At 68.2% G+C, this 16,255-nt stretch carries 14 protein-coding genes, 1 tRNA gene and 1 pseudogene; 10 read left to right on the top strand and 6 right to left on the bottom strand.

What is annotated here, in order from left to right:
• Window positions 1-416 precede the first annotated feature (416 nt).
• Window positions 417-1,988, bottom strand: a complete 1,572-nt coding sequence (locus tag WDU93_RS10855; protein ID WP_337320501.1) for a hypothetical protein — start codon at window positions 1,986-1,988, stop codon at window positions 417-419.
• Window positions 1,985-2,974, bottom strand: a complete 990-nt coding sequence (locus tag WDU93_RS10860) for a bifunctional DNA primase/polymerase (RefSeq protein ID WP_337320503.1) — start codon at window positions 2,972-2,974, stop codon at window positions 1,985-1,987. Before WDU93_RS10860 ends, WDU93_RS10855 begins: the two co-directional genes overlap by 4 nt.
• Window positions 2,975-3,617: 643 nt before the next feature.
• On the opposite strand from WDU93_RS10860, the gene WDU93_RS10865 reads away from it, so the two are divergent.
• Window positions 3,618-4,814 (top strand): DNA-methyltransferase, encoded by a 1,197-nt coding sequence (locus WDU93_RS10865; protein WP_337320504.1) that lies wholly within the window; start codon window positions 3,618-3,620, stop codon window positions 4,812-4,814.
• Here WDU93_RS10865 and WDU93_RS10870 read toward each other — a convergent pair.
• Complete coding sequence (locus tag WDU93_RS10870; protein WP_337320506.1) at window positions 4,701-5,360, bottom strand: hypothetical protein; 660 nt, start codon at window positions 5,358-5,360, stop codon at window positions 4,701-4,703. The genes WDU93_RS10865 and WDU93_RS10870 overlap by 114 nt on opposite strands.
• 73 nt (window positions 5,361-5,433) lie before the next feature.
• On the opposite strand from WDU93_RS10870, the gene WDU93_RS10875 reads away from it, so the two are divergent.
• On the top strand, window positions 5,434-5,649 hold the full coding sequence (locus WDU93_RS10875; protein ID WP_337320508.1) for a hypothetical protein: 216 nt from the start codon (window positions 5,434-5,436) through the stop codon (window positions 5,647-5,649).
• A gap of 387 nt (window positions 5,650-6,036) precedes the next feature.
• Here the strand turns inward: WDU93_RS10875 and WDU93_RS10880 are convergent, their stop codons facing one another.
• Both WDU93_RS10880 and WDU93_RS10885 read right to left on the bottom strand, forming a co-directional pair.
• The gene (locus tag WDU93_RS10880) at window positions 6,037-6,585 is read right to left on the bottom strand and encodes a helix-turn-helix domain-containing protein (RefSeq protein WP_337320510.1); all 549 of its coding nucleotides are present in this window, start codon (window positions 6,583-6,585) and stop codon (window positions 6,037-6,039) included.
• Window positions 6,582-7,289, bottom strand: a complete 708-nt coding sequence (locus tag WDU93_RS10885) for a hypothetical protein (protein ID WP_337320511.1) — start codon at window positions 7,287-7,289, stop codon at window positions 6,582-6,584. Before WDU93_RS10885 ends, WDU93_RS10880 begins: the two co-directional genes overlap by 4 nt.
• 175 nt (window positions 7,290-7,464) lie before the next feature.
• Between WDU93_RS10885 and WDU93_RS10890 the strand changes: the two are divergent.
• From WDU93_RS10890 to WDU93_RS10900, 3 genes and pseudogenes are all read left to right on the top strand, one after another.
• Window positions 7,465-7,569 (top strand): annotated as a pseudogene (locus WDU93_RS10890) (DUF4244 domain-containing protein); the annotation flags it as partial.
• Window positions 7,566-7,904 (top strand): TadE family type IV pilus minor pilin, encoded by a 339-nt coding sequence (locus tag WDU93_RS10895; protein ID WP_337320513.1) that lies wholly within the window; start codon window positions 7,566-7,568, stop codon window positions 7,902-7,904. The pseudogene WDU93_RS10890 and the gene WDU93_RS10895, both read left to right, overlap by 4 nt.
• 1 nt (window position 7,905) lies before the next feature.
• On the top strand, window positions 7,906-8,232 hold the full coding sequence (locus WDU93_RS10900) for an Rv3654c family TadE-like protein (RefSeq protein WP_337320515.1): 327 nt from the start codon (window positions 7,906-7,908) through the stop codon (window positions 8,230-8,232).
• A gap of 16 nt (window positions 8,233-8,248) precedes the next feature.
• On the opposite strand, the gene WDU93_RS10905 is transcribed toward WDU93_RS10900, so the two are convergent.
• On the bottom strand, window positions 8,249-9,592 hold the full coding sequence (locus WDU93_RS10905) for a DUF222 domain-containing protein (protein WP_337320517.1): 1,344 nt from the start codon (window positions 9,590-9,592) through the stop codon (window positions 8,249-8,251).
• Window positions 9,593-9,884: 292 nt separating this feature from the next.
• Here WDU93_RS10905 and topA point away from each other — a divergent pair, with 292 nt between their 5' ends.
• The 5 genes from topA (at window position 9,885) to WDU93_RS10930 (ending at window position 16,240) form a co-directional block, all read left to right on the top strand.
• Window positions 9,885-12,716: a type I DNA topoisomerase gene (topA, locus tag WDU93_RS10910; protein WP_337320519.1), complete on the top strand. Its 2,832-nt coding sequence runs from the start codon at window positions 9,885-9,887 to the stop codon at window positions 12,714-12,716.
• Complete coding sequence (gene tmk, locus WDU93_RS10915) at window positions 12,713-13,339, top strand: dTMP kinase (RefSeq protein WP_337320520.1); 627 nt, start codon at window positions 12,713-12,715, stop codon at window positions 13,337-13,339. The genes topA and tmk overlap by 4 nt, the downstream gene beginning before the upstream one ends.
• A 59-nt stretch (window positions 13,340-13,398) precedes the next feature.
• On the top strand, window positions 13,399-14,556 hold the full coding sequence (locus tag WDU93_RS10920) for a DNA polymerase III subunit delta' (protein ID WP_337320522.1): 1,158 nt from the start codon (window positions 13,399-13,401) through the stop codon (window positions 14,554-14,556).
• Window positions 14,553-16,094 (top strand): alpha/beta hydrolase, encoded by a 1,542-nt coding sequence (locus tag WDU93_RS10925; RefSeq protein WP_337320524.1) that lies wholly within the window; start codon window positions 14,553-14,555, stop codon window positions 16,092-16,094. The genes WDU93_RS10920 and WDU93_RS10925 overlap by 4 nt, the downstream gene beginning before the upstream one ends.
• 70 nt (window positions 16,095-16,164) lie before the next feature.
• Window positions 16,165-16,240: transfer RNA gene (locus tag WDU93_RS10930), tRNA-Thr, on the top strand.
• The last annotated feature ends 15 nt before the right edge of the window (window positions 16,241-16,255 follow it).

Consider the following 16,255-nt stretch of genomic DNA (forward strand, 5'->3'; position numbering starts at 1 on the left):
CCTTGAAGTGCGGGTCGAGTTCGCGGGTACGCGCGAGGTTGAGAAAGCGGGTCGGGTTGACCTCGTTTGCCTCGCCGGCCTTGTCCTGTTGTCATGCGCGAGCGCTCCGGGCTGGGTGGTGACGATGGTGACGCGAGGCGCGGGACCTTTCCGGGGGTGTCGCCCTCCGGTGCGTTCCCACCCCCTTTTCAAATAGGGGGGGTAGGGAATACCCGCTGTTCGCGTCACTCGCGTCACCAAGAGGGCCTCTGCCGCGTCATGACGGGCAGAAACTGGTGACGCGAGACTCTGAGTCACGCCGTTTCGCGTCACCATGTGGGCGTTTCGCGTCACCACCCGCGTCACCCCGCGTTTCGCGTCACCCGCGTCACCAGTGACGATGGTGACGTGAGTCGCGGGTGCCTTCTGGGTGTCCATCAGAACTCCTCGTCTTCCTCGAAGAGCCCTTCGTCGCTCTCCGGAGCGTTCGCGGAGCCGTCGAAGGTCCACGTCCGGGACCGCCCGTTGCGGGAGCTCACAGCGCGGATGCCGACCGCTTCGAGCGGTCCTGCCTGGCGAGTGAGCGCCCCCGCGAACGCCCGCGCGTCCTTCGGCCACCAGACGTGCAAGTCGCGGTCCTGCTCGTCGCGGAACCGCGCGGCTCGGGCGTGAGCCTCTGTCGCGGTGTAGCGCACCGGCAGGGTCTCCTTGGCGAGCCACCGCTGGATTGTCATCACGAACGGGTCGGACTCCGCCGCGTCGACCATCGCCTCCGAAGCCGCCGCCGTGAACGCCTCCTCGATTGCCGGGTCGAGTGCGTGGAGCGCGTCGGAGAAGTCCGCCATGCGGGGCTTCCCACCCTCGCGCAGTTCGCTCTCGGGCAGGTTCCGGAGGATCGTCGTGAGATCGCTCAGCACCGCCCCGAGGATCGTCGGGTGCTTCGCGGCCCGTTCTTCGGCGATCGCTTTCTCGGACCGTCGCTGACTCGCCGGGATCGTGTCGCATTGGATCTGCACGAGGCGTTCCAGCGCGTCCGATTTGAACGTCGGCACCGACAGGCCCGTGATGACGCCGGTTCGCCGGAACGAGATCACGAACTGGTCGTTGTCGCTGTAGAGCGTGCGCCGTTCGTCGCTGGTGCCGGTGACCAGGCGTGAGAGTCGGTCGGAGGTCTCCTCACTGGCGCGGCTCACGTTATCGAAGCCGACCAGGTACCGGTTCGACGCCATCGCCACCTCGTCGCGCTCGTTCTTGCCGAACGACGAGCCGAGCTCATCGCGCGGGTCGATGACGGACACGACCGTCACCGCTTTGGTCGTCTTCGACGAGCCCGCGCGTCCGTGGAAGAACAGCACCGGGCGTGCGATGTCCGGCAGGAGCGCCGCCGCGAGCCAGCCACGCACGAGGAGCCACCGCCGGTCGGTCGCCGACCACCCGAGCAGCCCCCGGAGGGCGTCAGGTTCGCCGCCTGCTGTCGGCGTCGGCAGTGGTCGGGTCGAATTGGCGAGCCGGAACGCGACACCCTGCGGCGGCTCATCCTCGACTTGCCAGCCGTCACCGGTCACCACCACGCATCGGGTGTTCCCGGGCTGTGCAAGGTCGAGCACGACGACATCAGGCGTCGGGCGTGCCACGCGGAGGTGAAGCCGAAGCTCCGGCGACTCGCGGAGCGCGACCTGGTACAGCGACGTGAGCGCCTGCACCAGCGCGGCACTATTCACCGGCTTACCGCTGGTGCGCTCGTAGTCATACTGGGCCTGACCTTTGAGCCCGCCCTCGCCCTTCTCCGACAGCATGATCGGTCGGCGCACGCCCTGGCGGGGAACGGCGAACGGTTCGCCGTCCGGCGTGTGGAAGAACTCGTAGGTGGCGTTGAGGAAGTCGAGGGTGAGCTTGTACGCGCTCGGCTTGTCGGCGTCCTTCGGCATCTTGAGGTCGTGTTCACGCGGGGGCGTGATCGGCGTGACGGGCGCGAGCTCGCCGCCGTTCTTCTGGATTTTGGGGCTCATGCGTTGTTTCCTCCGTACTTGTGGATTGCGCGGTCCAGCGCCGCGTCCCATTCCTGGGCCGGGTCTTCTTCGGAGGTGTGAGGGGTATCGAGCCAGACCTGCCTGGCGAAGGTCAGCGCCTCGGGGACGCCGTTGTGTCCCTCGGCGGCGAGCCGCACGAGGTAGATCTGGAACTTGAGCATCCGGTGGTGCCCGTCGAAGGGCTCGCCGTCGATGAACGGCTGGACGGCCCGCGCAACGGCGCGACTCAGCGTCTTGCCGGTCGTGTGCGTGGCGAGCCAGGCGTCGGTGTCGCCGTTCCAGTGGTGCTCGTCGGCGGTCGAGGTGGTCGGCTTCGCCGCGTGGAACCACTCGACGAGCGCGCGTGCCGAGTCGTCCGGTAGTCCGACTCCTGCGTGCGTGAGCGGCTGGACCCAGCGGTACGCCTGCACCTGCCCGGAGACCTTCGACCGGCGGACGGTCGGCGCGATCCAGACGAAGCCCCGCCCGTTACCCTCGGCGTCCCCGGCCTGGAGGTCGAGCCCGCCGCGCTTCGTCTTGCGGACGCCGTGCGGCGCGGTGAACAGGTGGACACCGCCGGAGGGGGTCGCGGCGACTGCGTAGGCGGTCGGCACGAGCCCGAGCTCCACGAGCTTGGCGAAGTCGTCGTCGCCGCCGTTTCGGGGGTCCACGTCGAGCACGTCGAGGGCGTGGCCGGTGACCAGCCCGAGGGCGTCGCCGTACTGGTAGCGGTCGAGGGTGCCGAGGCTCACGGGCGTCGACTCCCAGTCTTCGGGGAGCCAGTAGCCGGAGCCGCCGTGACCCCATGAGGCATCCCAGTGGAGGGTGCCCCGGTCGCGGGCGGGGCGGGCGACGAAGACGGCGCACCCGAGCCGGATCAGGCGGCGGGCCTCAGCCAGTCCGGCGTCAGCGTCTTCGCGGCTGATGTACTGGCGCGGCGAGTGGATGCTCTCGCCTGCGCTGGGCTTCCCATCGAGGCGCGGCATCAGGCCACCTCCCGAGCGCGAGCGTCGGCGTCGAACCAGCGGAGGTGTCGGTCGGCGCGCTCGAAGGCGGCATCGAGGCCGCACGCGGGCGGGCTTGCCTGCTCGGGCGCGGGCTCGGCCATGAGTAGGCGGAGCAGGTACGCCAGATCGGCGTCGTCTACAGGAGCGGGTGTGAAGTCGGCGGAAACGCCAGACGTAGGTGAAACGGACAACGGAAGAGTCCCTCGAAAGGGGCGACTGCCAGCTTGCGTCGGAGTGCTGGTTGAACTCGTCGCCTCGCCCCACGCCTATGGGGTTCGGACTCTTCTCTGATGTCTCTTTTCTTGGGGCGCTGAACGCCTTGCAGAACCGATTCTACCATTGGCGAATCTGGTCCAGGAAGTAGTCGCGTGCTCTCGACGTGTCGCGTGCCCGTCCGCGTGATACGGCGAGACCCCCGACGAGGCGTCCGCTCTCGCGGCGTCGGGGGCCTCAGGGGTCCGTTGTTCACCCGATGCCGATTTTACCATTCTGATCTGGGGTTCTGTCTATGGGAAGCGCGCGAGCATGGGGGCCCGTCGACACGCCCGACCATGAAGCGACTGGTGGATGTCGGCGACCCGGCCTAACATGACGTCTAGACGTCAAACACGAGGAGTGCGACATGAGCTACCAGCCGGGACAGATTCGCGACGGGATCGAAGAAGCCCTTAGTCGAGTCGGTTCCGAAGGTGCTACTTCAACCGAAATCGTCGCCTACCTCAGCGAAGTCTTCGGCCAGCCGGTCCCAGCCTCCTCCGTTCGCTCGTACCTCCAGCTCAACACGCCGGGGAAGTACGAACGCCTCGAACGAGGACGATACCGCCTGGTGGGGACAGGGCCGTACGACGTGGAGGTTCCGGGCGAGGTCAGGCTCCGGGGCAAGCTCGTGCTACGCCACGGGCGGGCCCGCCTTTACCAGGGGAATTCGCTCGATTGGTTGGCGAACCAGCCCGAGAACTCGATACACGGGGTCGTGACCGACCCGCCATACGGCCTAGTCGAGTACAAGCCCGAACAACTCAAGAAGCTACGCGCGGGTCGCGGGGGAACGTGGCGTATCCCGCCGTCGTTCGACGGTCACAAACGAGCCCCGCTCCCGAGGTTTACAACTCTGACCCGTGACGAGCTCGACGAGCTGGAGTTGTTCTTCCAGGACTTCGGCGAGCGCCTCATGCCGGTGTTGGTCCCGGGCGCTCACGTGCTTGTGGCGGCCAACCCGCTGGTGAGTCACCTGGTCTCGTACGCGCTCGACCGCGCGGGTTACGAGCGCCGAGGGGAGATCGTGCGGCTAGTCACGACTATGCGCGGAGGTGACCGTCCGAAGAACGCACACGAGGAGTTCCCGGACGTGTCTGTCATGCCTCGCTCAAACTGGGAGCCGTGGCTGCTGTTCCGCAAGCCGACCGAGGGCACGGTCGCTCAGAACCTGAGGAAGTGGGGCACGGGGGGCCTGCGTCGGATCTCCGATGAACAGCCGTTTGGCGACGTGATCCGCTCGGCCCCGACTCACGCAAAGGAACGCGCGATCGCCAACCACCCGTCGCTCAAGCCTCAGGCGTTCCTGCGACAGGTAGTGCGCGCGATTCTGCCGCTCGGCGAGGGCACCGTGCTTGATCCGTTCGCGGGCTCGGGTTCAACACTCGCCGCCGCTGAGGCCGTCGGTTACCGCTCAGTGGGCGTCGAGCTTGACGCGAAGTACGCGGAGCTAGCTCGTCGGTCGATTAGCGAGCTTGCGCAGGTAGTCGTGAGTCGGCGTGTGCCAGGTGGGGTCGAGGTAGATCCAGTTGGGTCGGAGCTTCTTGAGACCGTCAGCGTCTAGCGTTGCGGTTCGCGTGCCCTTGTCGGTGTTGCGACTATTCAGCCGGAAGTCGCTGGGCTCGACCTGGGCGAGGTAGATCTCGCGGAACGTGAGCGGGCCGCGCGCGTCGACCGGCTGAGTTTCGTTGTCGACGGAATAGACGAACACGGTCATCCACTGCTTGCGGGCTCCGTGCGTGTCCACCGCGCCGCCCGGGTTCTTGGTCGATTTCACCTCAATGCCCTCGGACCCGCTCTCCACGGCATCGTTTGCGTACTTGCCGCGCATGAGGAGGTCGGGGTGGCCGTTGTGGTGGGTGTTCGGAACGAGACCACGTGCGCCTTTGGCGATGGAGTCCGTCACCATGTCCGAGATGGTGCCCGAGAGGTTGGCGGGTCGCATCATGTCGTCGAGCCTCTGCAGTCCCTTGGCCCGAAGCATCGAGTTCACGTCCTCAAAGAAGTCGTAGACATCCTGCATCGCGACCTGGAAGTCCAGTTGCCGAAGCGCGTACGGGTACTGGAAGTTCGGATTGAAGTACGAGAGGTTTACTTGATTTGCGGCCACGACCTATAGATAGCACGACGTCGAGACAGATACGCGGACGTCGTGCGTTCGTCCGACTGGGTACCATCAGGTCATGCCCACAGGACCGCTGCACTTCCGCTTCGTCAACAGCTTTGTGAACGGGGTGCCGACGCAGGAATCGTTCAGTTGCCGATGCATGATCGGCGAGGAGCACGTCGAAGGCCCGGACCTACAGGACTACGAACCGGAGCCCGAGACCTTCCCGTTCGCTGGTGCGGAAGAGATCTTCGACTCCAGCGGCAGGGACGAGGATTACGACTTCCGCTAGGCCGACGCTGTAGCGCCGCACTCAGGGCATAGCCACCCGGGGTCGCCGTCAACCTCGGCGGGCTCCATCCGGTGCAAGCAGCGCGGACAGTTCGGAGTATCGTTCGCGAGCGCGTCACGCTCCCGCCGAAGTGCCCTCTGCCGCTCCAGATCGTCCACTCCGCCAGCCTACGCAGGCGCGGGCGGGTACGCGCGGCCCGTCGTGGGGTCTTCCTTGACCTCGGACGGCCTCGCCGGTATTCGCGGGGGTCCCGGCGCTCTCAGCGCGCGGGAGAGGCGTCCGTGACCGCGTGCCACCCAGACACGACGAGACCCCCGGTCGCCGAAGCGATACCGAGGGCCTGTCGCTGTGCCGGGGATCTGTAGGGCGGTTGCCCCGGCGAGTAGGTCACTCCTCGAAGGAGCCCTGCTCGGGCGGCACCTCGATAGACGTCGCCCTCAGACCCATCAGGAGCATGTCGAAGGTCGACGCGATGTGGCTGAGGTCCGGAGCGGCGTTCCGATCCTGCGCCGTCAGCGACTCGTAGCTCTTCGCCTGGTTCGCCAGCGACTGCGACAGAAGCGCGTAGTCCCGAGGGACGTTGCACTTCGCCAGCAGGTCGAGAGCCCGCTCCTGCTCATCGAGGATGCGCTCGGAGATTACCGCACGCCGATTTCGGGCGTGCTGGGACTGCACCCCGCGCGCTCGTGCCATGGCCTCCGGTGTGCCATTCGACCCGGGGCCGGTGACCTTCGCCCACTCGACTCCAGCCTCCCTCGCAATGCGAGTGACCGTGCTCGGGTGGAGCTTGAGCGACTTGCTGACGAAGTTCCGGGACTTCCCGGCACGCGCCAGCTCGACCACCTGCGCCTCAACCTCAGGCGCTGTGCGGTTCGGGTTCCGCGCCTTGGCGGGGGCCGAAGCCCCCGCCGCGCTCTTGACCGCCGCCACGGTCACACCGCCCCGGCCTTCGCCGCACCGATGCCCATGGTGCGGTCGAGCTTGCGGACCGCCTCGGCAGTGTCCGCGTTCACCACAGGCTCGGTGTTCGATGCCATCAGTGCCTCGAACCCCTCCTGGTCGGCCTTGAACAGCGCGGTGAGCCCAGCGCCGGTCTGCGCCCCCTCGATGGTGTCCTTGACCACCTCGCGCCACGCGGCCTGCTCGTCGAACTGCGCCTGAGCGTCCCGAGCGATGACCGCCTGCGGGTGACCTGCCTCGACCAGCGCCTCGAACACGCGCTCGTGGATGCTCGCCACGACTGCTGCCGGGTCGTCCGAGCGGAGCACCTCAGGCATCACCTCGGCGTTCGAAGCGATAGCGGCGAGGCGCTCGGGGCTCGCCCCGTGCATGACCTCCGCCAGCGTCCGGCCCGAGGCGATGAGCCGGTCCACGATCCCCAGTTCCCGCGCCTGCACCGCGATCTGGTCTGCGGTCGTGGGAGTGAGCCCCGCGATGACCGACGCCCGATTGACCTTCGGGGCCTCGGGTTCGGCGGGGAGCGACTTGAGCAGTTCGGCGCGCGCCTTCATCACCCCCTCGTGCCGGTGACGCGTGATTGCGTTGTTCGTGAAGTCGGGGTTCACGAACTTGACCGCCGCGGCGGTGTCGGCGCGGAACTTCGCGACTGCGGCCACGAGCGCCTGCTTGTTGATTGCCATTGTGTTTCTCCTTTGTTCCCCTGGTGGACCTCTCGGCCCTTGTTGGGATGACCCGACGACGGTCGCCGCCGGGGGCTTGTGCGCCCGCGCTACGCGGCGGCTCGCTCGGTCGTGACGGACCAGCGGAAAGGCGGAAGGACCGGCGGAAACGCCAGTAGGCGCGGGGTGTCGGAGGATGGCTGCGGTGGCATTTGCTGGCCTGCTGGTGGTGATCATGCGCAGCGACGAGGTGCGCGGCATCCTCACCGACCTCGTGCGTCGGGCCCTGACGGTGTCATGAAGCGCCTCGGCGACCGCGGTTCCGTGGCCGCCGAGCTCGCCCTCGCCCTGCCGGCCGTGCTGATCGCACTGCTGCTGGGCGCGGGTGCGCTCGGCGCCGCCGCGCAGCAGGTGCGCCTGCAGGATGCCTCGGCCGATGCTGCGCGGCTGCTCGGTCGCGGCGAGGATGCCGGGGCCGCCGCCGGTGTGATCGGCGCGGCCGTACCCGGCGCCGGGATGGCGCAGCACGCTCGCGGCGACCTTGTCTGTGTGACGGCGACGTCGGAGTTCACGGTGGGGCGTCTGATCCGGGTGCCGTTACGGGCCTCGAGCTGCGCTCTCTCAGGAGGCAAGTGAGATGGCGGGCACTGCGCTCGCCGCGGGCGTGCTCACCCTCGCCGCCACGCTCTCGTTGGGTCTTGCCGCCGTCGGCGGGGCTGCCGTCACCGCTCAGCGCGCGGCGGGGGCCGCGGATGCTGCGGCGCTCGCCGCCGCGGATGCCGCGTCCGGTGCGGTGCCCACGGTGGACGACCCGTGCGCGATCGCGGCGCGGGTGGCGGCGGCATCCGGAGCCGAGCTGGTGGCCTGCGCGGTCGACGGCCTCGTCGCGACGGTGCAGGTGCGGGCGATGTACGCGGGTCTGCGGGCCGTCTCGCGTGCGCGCGCCGGGCCACCGGGAACGTGATGAGCTGACGCCACCTTCACGCGGCGATGTCGTACCGTGCCCATCCGCCCAGCCGTGGGCGCTGTTGCGCGTCGACGTGGGGTGGCGGAATGAGCCAGACGCGCCCCGCGGCTCCCTCGCCATCTATGCGGATGTCCCAGCCGTTGTCATGGATGCGGTGATGGCAGCTCTCACAGAGCAGCACGGCATTGTCGAGGTCAGTGGGCCCGGCATCTCGATGCCACCAGCGGATGTGATGGGCGCGGGTGAGTTGCGGATCGATCCCGCACATGGCGCATCCACCGTCACGTGCGGCCAGCGCCCGCCGCTGCGCCCGGGTGAACAGGCGGCGCTCGCGGCCCCAGTCGAGAATCTCTCCATCGCCGCCGAGAACCCACGGGATGACGCCGCCACTGGCGGCCAAGCGCCGACAGCTGGTGATGCTGACGGGGCTGTCCATGCCGTCGATGGTGGCGTAACCGCTTCCGGACTCGAGATCGTTCAGGTCGACCCGGACGATCACGGTCGCGCCCGCCAGCGGCAGGTCGTCGTTGTGGCAGCCGAGCGCGTGCGCGCAGATCTCCGACAGGGCATCGGCCTGGATCATCGGCACACTGCGCCGGTCAGCATCGGGCGCATCCGGTGCCACCGCGTGAGCGCGGGAACGGAACGCCGCACTGACGTACTCCTGGATCGCAGTCTTCACGGGGGCACCGGCGGCAATGTCGAGTTTCGCGGTGATGTGCAGCATCCCGTCACGCTCGAACATCGTCAAGGCGCGCGCGCCGCGGGTTTCTTCTCGCGGGGCGACACCGTCCGGGTCGAGCCACGCTTCTGCGCGGGTGACCAACTTGCGCACGTCGTCCATCGACAGGCCGGGCGCCCGCTCCACCAACAGCGCCTCCGCCTCGCCCACCCGGGCGGCGCCGATCTTGATGCCGACCCTGTCGAGCAGTGTGATGATCGCCGCGGCAGCGGGAGCGCTCACATCGCCCCGCGCGAGGGCCGCCTGCACGGCCGGGTACTTCGCCGGCAATGCCTCGCCGAGCAGGTTCGCTCGCGGCGCCGTCGCCTCACCGACCTTCACCAGCCGTGCCGCATCGCCCGTCGTGCCGCCTCCGGTCGCCGCAATCAACCCCGCCGTCGACCGGAATCCCTGCTCCTTCGCGAGGCTCCCCGCGCCGAGCTCCGGCCGCGACTCATGCGCGATCCCCGCGGCGATCTCGGCGTGGAGCGCATCGAGCCGGCGCCGCAACACACCCACCGCATCGTTCGCGGCGATCAGCTGTGAACGGGACAAACCCTGCGCCGAACCTGCCCCCGCCCATGCCGCATCGAGCGCATCGATCGCCTCGTGCAACGGGGTCAAGTGTTCGGACATGACCTCATTCTATCGCATAATTCGAAGATTTGTTCGAGTATACCGATACTCTCCTTCACCGCGCGCGGTGTCGCGTGTTCACCCGTGCCTGGCGCCCACGGACTCGTGGCGACCACCCAGGTTCAGGCGGCGTACGCTGGTAGGCACGCCGTCTCCCGCGCCCGAGCGGGTCCACCCGAAGGATGACGACGGCGACCCTCTCCCACCGGCTCCGGCGACGACGCTCAGAATATTGCTGTGTCTGCCGCATCGCGGTGGTGTGTATGGTGTGCTTCGAAGAAAGGATGCCCCCTTGGCTGAAGGCAAGAAGCTCGTCATCGTCGAGTCGCCGACGAAGATGCGGTCGATTCAGGGATACCTCGGTGACGGTTACGAGGTGCTCAGCTCGGTCGGCCACATCCGCGACCTCGCCGACAAGAAGGACATCCCCGCGGCCGACAAGCAGGCGTACGGAAAGTACTCCATCGACGTCGACAACGACTTCGACCCCTACTACGTCGTCTCCGATCGAAAGACGAAGACCGTCGCCGAACTGCGCCGCGCGCTGAAGTCGGCCGACGAGCTCCTGCTCGCCACCGATGAAGACCGCGAAGGCGAAGCCATCGCCTGGCATCTGCTCGAGACGCTCAAGCCCAAGGTGCCCGTCAAGCGAATGGTCTTCCACGAGATCACCAAGGACGCCATCCAGGCCGCCGTCGGCAACACCCGCGAGCTCGACCTCGCGCTCGTCGACGCGCAGGAGACCCGCCGCATCCTCGACCGCCTGTACGGGTGGGACGTCTCGCCCGTGCTCTGGTACAAGGTGCGCACCGGCCTGTCTGCCGGGCGTGTGCAGTCCGCGGCCACCCGCATGATCGTCGACCGGGAGCGCGAACGCATGGCGTTCGTCTCGGCCGAGTATTGGGATGTCGAAGCGGATGCCGCATCGACCGGTTCCCCGGCGCAGAAGTTCAGCGTGCGCCTCGTACGGGTCGACGGCGGACAGCTCGCCCGCGGCACCGACTTCGACGACACCGGATCGCTGAAGAAGGCCGTCGTCGTGCTCGACGAGGCCCGTGCCGCATCCCTCGCGGCAGCCGTCAGCGCCCACGGTGCGGGCACCGTCTCGAACGTCGAGGCCAAGCCCGGCACCCGTCGCCCCTATGCGCCCTTCACCACCTCCACCATGCAGCAGGAGGCCGGTCGCAAGCTCTCGATGAGTGCCAAGCAGGCGATGAGCACCGCTCAGCGTCTGTACGAGAAGGGCTTCATCACCTATATGCGTACCGACTCCACGGCGCTGAGCACCCAGGCGGTGCAGGCAGCGCGTGCGCAGGCGGTCTCGCTCTACGGCGATGCCGCCGTGCCCCTCAAGCCCCGCGTCTACGCCTCCAAGAGCAAGAACGCGCAGGAGGCGCACGAGGCCATCCGCCCCTCGGGTGAGACCTTCCGCACGCCGGCATCCGTCTCGTCGCAGCTCGACCGCGACGAGCAGCGCCTGTACGACCTCATCTGGAAGCGCACCGTCGCCAGCCAGATGGCGGATGCCAAGTACGAGACCACCACGGTCACGATCGAGACCGTCGCCGACGGGCAGAAGCTCGAGTTCACGGCATCCGGCACCGTCTACACCTTCAAGGGCTTCCTTGAGGCGTATGAAGAGGGCCGCGACGAGAAGCGCGGCGACGCTGACGCCGCCGAGAACCAGTCGCTGCCGATTGTGCATGTCGGCGACGCGTTGTCGCTGGCGGATGCCGAAGCCAAGGGTCACCGCACCACGCCGAAGCCCCGCTACACGGAAGCCTCGCTGGTCAAGGCACTCGAAGAGCACGGCATCGGGCGTCCCTCGACGTTCGCGAGCATCATCGGCACCGTGATCGACCGTGGCTACGCCACCAAGCGCGGCCAGGCGCTCGTGCCCACGTGGCTCGCGTTCAGCGTCGTGCGACTGCTCGAGCAGCACTTCGCTGACCTCATCGATTACGACTTCACCGCCGCACTGGAAGACGACCTCGACGCGATCGCTCGCGGCGAGCAGAAGCGCGTGGAATGGTTGCGACAGTTCTACTTCGGCTCTGAAGCGCAGGTGGGTCTGCGTCAGGTCGTCGACAATCTCGGCGAGATCGACGCCCGGGCGCTGAACTCCACCCGCATCACCGACACCGCCACGCTCCGCTTCGGCAAGTACGGCCCGTACCTCGAGGTCGCGGACCCTGCGAACCCCGAGGCGAAGCCGCGCATCGTCAACGTTCCCGAAGACCTCGCACCCGACGAGCTCACTGCCGCCAAGGCGCAGGAGCTCATCGACGCCCCCGTCGCGGGCGACCGCGTGCTCGGCGAGAACCCCGAGAACGGCAAGATCATCGTCGTCAAGGACGGCCGCTTCGGGCCGTATGTGCAGGAGAACGACCCGGTATCTGAGGACGCCGGTGTCGACACCGAGACCGGTGAGGTCGTCGAGGCGCCCAAGCCCAAGCGCGGAGCCAAGAAGGAAGCGGCCCCCAAGCCGCGCACGGGATCGCTGTTCCGCTCGATGTCGGTCGACACCATCGACCTCGACACCGCCCTTGCGCTGCTCTCGCTGCCGCGCGTGGTCGGCACCGACCCCGAGTCGGGTGACGAGATCACGGCGCAGAACGGTCGCTACGGCCCGTACCTGAAGAAGGGCACCGACTCGCGCTCGCTCGAGAGCGAATCGCAGATCTTCGATGTCACCCTGGAACAGGCCCTCGAGATCTACGCTCAGCCGAAGTACGGAGCGCGACGGGTGTCCAGTGCGCTGGCCGAGTTCGATGCCGACCCGGTGAGCGGTAAGCCGATCCGCATCCGCGACGGCCGCTTCGGCGCCTACGTCACCGACGGTGAGACCAACGTCACCATCCCGCGCGGTCAGACCGTCGATCAGATCACCTACGAGATCGCCGTGCAGATGCTCGCCGACAAGCGCGCCAAGGGCCCTGCTCCCAAGCGTGGTCGGGCAGCGGCCAAGGAGGCTCCGGCGAAGAAGGCTCCGGCGAAGAAGAAGGCTCCGGCGAAGAAGGCCGAGAAGACGGATGCCGAGAAGGCCGCCGCCCGCTCGGCTGCGGCGAAGAAGGCGGCCGCGACCCGCGCCGCCAACGCCGCCAAGAAGAAGGCGGGCTCGTGACCGCCGAGCGCGGTCTCTGGATCACCTTCGAAGGCGGAGACGGCTCCGGCAAAACCACGCAGTCGGCGTTGCTCTCCGCCTGGCTCGGCGAGCAGGGGAGGACGGTGCTGCACACCCGTGAGCCGGGCGGCTCCGAGGTCGGCCAGCTCATTCGCGACATCGTGCTGCACCATCGGGGCGACATCGCCCCGCGCGCCGAGGCTCTGCTCTATGCGGCCGACCGCGCCCACCATGTCGCGACGGTCGTGCGACCGGCGCTGGATCGCGGCGACGTGGTCATCCAGGATCGTTACCTGGACTCCTCCGTCGCCTACCAGGGCGCGGGGCGCGTGCTGGATGCGGGCGAGGTGCGGGATCTGTCGCTGTGGGCGACCGAGGGAGCGCTGCCGGCGTTGACGGTGCTGCTTGACCTCGACCCGCAGATCGCACGGCACCGGCTGGACGCCGACGACAAGCCGTTCGACCGCCTCGAGGCGGAGAAGGCCGAGTTCCACGAGCGCGTCCGTGCCGCTTTCCTCGCGCTGGCGGAGGCCGAACCCGAGCGATTCCTCGTGCTCGACGCCGCCCAGCCTGCTGAGCAACTCGCCGCCACCGTGCGCGAGCGCGTCGCCGCACTACTCTGAGTCGCACAGCCAGGCGCCTGCCGCGCGGCTCTGTCGGTCACGACGGTTAGGCTGATCGCATGCCTTCCCCGACCGTCGCGCCGTTTCCGTGGTCCGACGTCTGGGGGCAGGATGCCGCCGTCGAGGCGCTGCGCCATGCGGCATCCGATCCGGCATCCCTGTCGCACGCCTGGCTGATCACGGGCCCTCCCGGTTCGGGACGCTCCACGCTCGCGTACGCCTTCGCGGCCGCGCTCATCGCCGAAGGGCCCGAAGACGAGCGCACCATGCGGCAGGTGCTCGCCGGCACGCATCCCGATGTCACGGCGCTCCGCACCGACAAGTTGATCATCACGATCGCCGAGGCCCGTGCCCTGGTTGAACGCTCATACTTCGCCCCGTCGGCCGGCCGTTACCGCGTGATCGTCGTCGAAGACGCCGATCGTATGGTCGAGCGCACCTCCAACGTGCTGCTCAAGGCGCTCGAAGAGCCGCCGGAGCGCACGGTCTGGGTGCTGTGCGCCCCCAGCGAAGCCGACCTGCTGCCGACGATCCGCTCCCGCGTGCGCCCGCTGCGTCTGCGCGAGCCCGACGTCGCCGACGTCGCCCGGCTCATCACCGCGCGCACGGGCACCGACCCCGTGGTCGCCGAGCAGGCCGCGCGGCACGCGCAGCGTCACATCGGTATGGCGCAGCGGCTGGCTACCGACGAGTCCGCCCGTCGCCGCCGCGACGACTCGCTGCGCGCCGTGCTCGCCGTGCGTGGAGTGTCGGATGCCGTCGAGGTCGCCGGACGCATCATTCAGACCGCCACCGACGACGCCAAGGCGCTGACGGCCGAACGGGATGCCGCCGAGCGCGCCGCCCTGCTGCGCACGGTGGGCGTGGCCGAGGGGCAGGCGGTGCCGCCTGCCGTGCGCGCCCAGGTGTCCGCCCTGGAAGACGATCAGCGCAAGCGGGCGACCCGCTCGCTGCGCGACGGGATCGACCGCGTGCTGACCGACCTGCAGTCGATGTTCCGCGACGTGATGATGCTGCAGTACGGCCGGGGCGACGACTTGATCAACCGTGAACTGTCCACAGAACTGAGCGCGCTCGCCGCTGCCTGGCCCGTGGAACGTACCCTGGTGGTGCTCGACGCCATCGCCGACACGCGTGAGTCGCTGGAGCGCAACGTCGCGCCGCTGCTCGCCCTGGAAAGCCTTCTCGTGACTGTCACGAGCGGAAGGACACCGTGAAGAACCGCACCGCCCCCCGCCGCCTCGCGGCCGTCGTCGCTGTCGTCGCTGCTGCCACGCTGACGTTGTCCGGTTGCCTGTACGCGGCGATCCCCGAGACCAAGCCGTCGCAGACCAAGCCGCCGGTCACCGACGGGGTCGACGCCGATCTGCTGCCCTTCTACTCGCAGGAGCTGAAGTGGACCTCATGCGGCACCACGTTCGACTGCACCACTGTCACCGCCCCGCTCGACTGGGAGAACCCGGACGCGGGTGACATCGAGCTCGCGGTGGTGCGCCACCAGGCTGAGGGTCAGGCCGTCGGCTCGCTGCTCATCAACCCGGGCGGGCCCGGCGGCAGCGGTTACGACTTCGTGGCCGACAGCCTCGACTACGCGGTCAGCCCCTCGCTGATCGAGAATTTCGACGTCGTCGGCTTCGACCCGCGCGGCGTCGGCCGCTCGACGGCAGTGAGCTGCCTCGACGATGCGGCGATGGATGCATACCTCTACGACATTCCCGAGGCCGAGCGGGGTAGCGACGAGTGGGAAGCCGAGCTGAAGGCCCGCAACAAGGCGTACGCCGAAGGGTGCGAGGCAGAGAGCGGCGGCATCCTGCCGTACATCACGACCGTGAACTCTGCCCGTGACATGGATCTGCTGCGCGCGGTGCTCGGCGACGAGCAGCTGCACTATCTCGGCTACTCGTACGGCACGTTCCTCGGCGCCACGTACGCCAAGCTGTACCCCGAGCGGGCCACGCGGCTTGTCCTCGATGGGGCGATCGACCCGGCGATCCCCAGCATCGACGTCGGCACGACCCAGGCGCTCGGATTCGAGTCGGCGCTGCGGGCGTACATGGCCGACTGCCTCGAGACCGAGGGATGCCCGTTCACCGGCACCGTCGATGAGGCGATGAGTGACCTCGGTGCCCTGTTGGCCTCGACCGATGCCAACCCGCTGCCCACCGGTGACGGGCGCGAAGTGGGTGCCGACACGATGATGACCGGCATCATCGCTGCGCTCTACTCGCCCGACAGCTGGGGCGTGCTGACCCAGGCGCTCAGTGGGGCGCTGCAGGGCGATGGCTCGACGATCATCTACCTCGCCGACTTCTACAACGACCGTGAAGACGGTACCTACGTCAGTAACTCGTCGGAGGCGTTCCGCGCCTACAACTGCATGGACTATCCGGCAGACGACGACCAGGCTGCTGAGGATGCGGCGATGAAGAAGATCCGCGAGGGTGCGCCGACCATCGCTCCGTATTGGGAGGGGCCCGACGCCTGCGAAGACTGGCCGTACCCGCCCACCGGCACCCGGGGTGCCATCACGGCCGAGGGCAGCGGCCCGATCGTCGTGGTCGGCACGACCGGTGACCCGGCTACCCCGTATGAGTGGGCCGAATCGCTGGCCGACCAGCTTGCCGAGGGCGTGCTCGTCACCTACGTGGGAGAGGGCCACACCGGCTACAACAAGGGCAACCTGTGCGTGAACGACGCGGTCGACAACTTCCTGATCGACGGAACGGTGCCCGAAGACGGCCTCGTCTGCGAGTGATGCCGCTCGGTTTCGCGGTGACCGCTCCGACAGGGTAGGATCATTGATCGTGCCGCGGTACGCCGCACACGCCGCCTTAGCTCAGACGGCAGAGCGATTCACTCGTAATGAATAGGTCAAGGGTTCGATTCCCTTAGGCGGCTCCACCCGAAGCCCCGTCC

The organism is Microbacterium istanbulense, assembly GCF_037204145.1.
Lineage (GTDB): Bacteria > Actinomycetota > Actinomycetes > Actinomycetales > Microbacteriaceae > Microbacterium > Microbacterium istanbulense.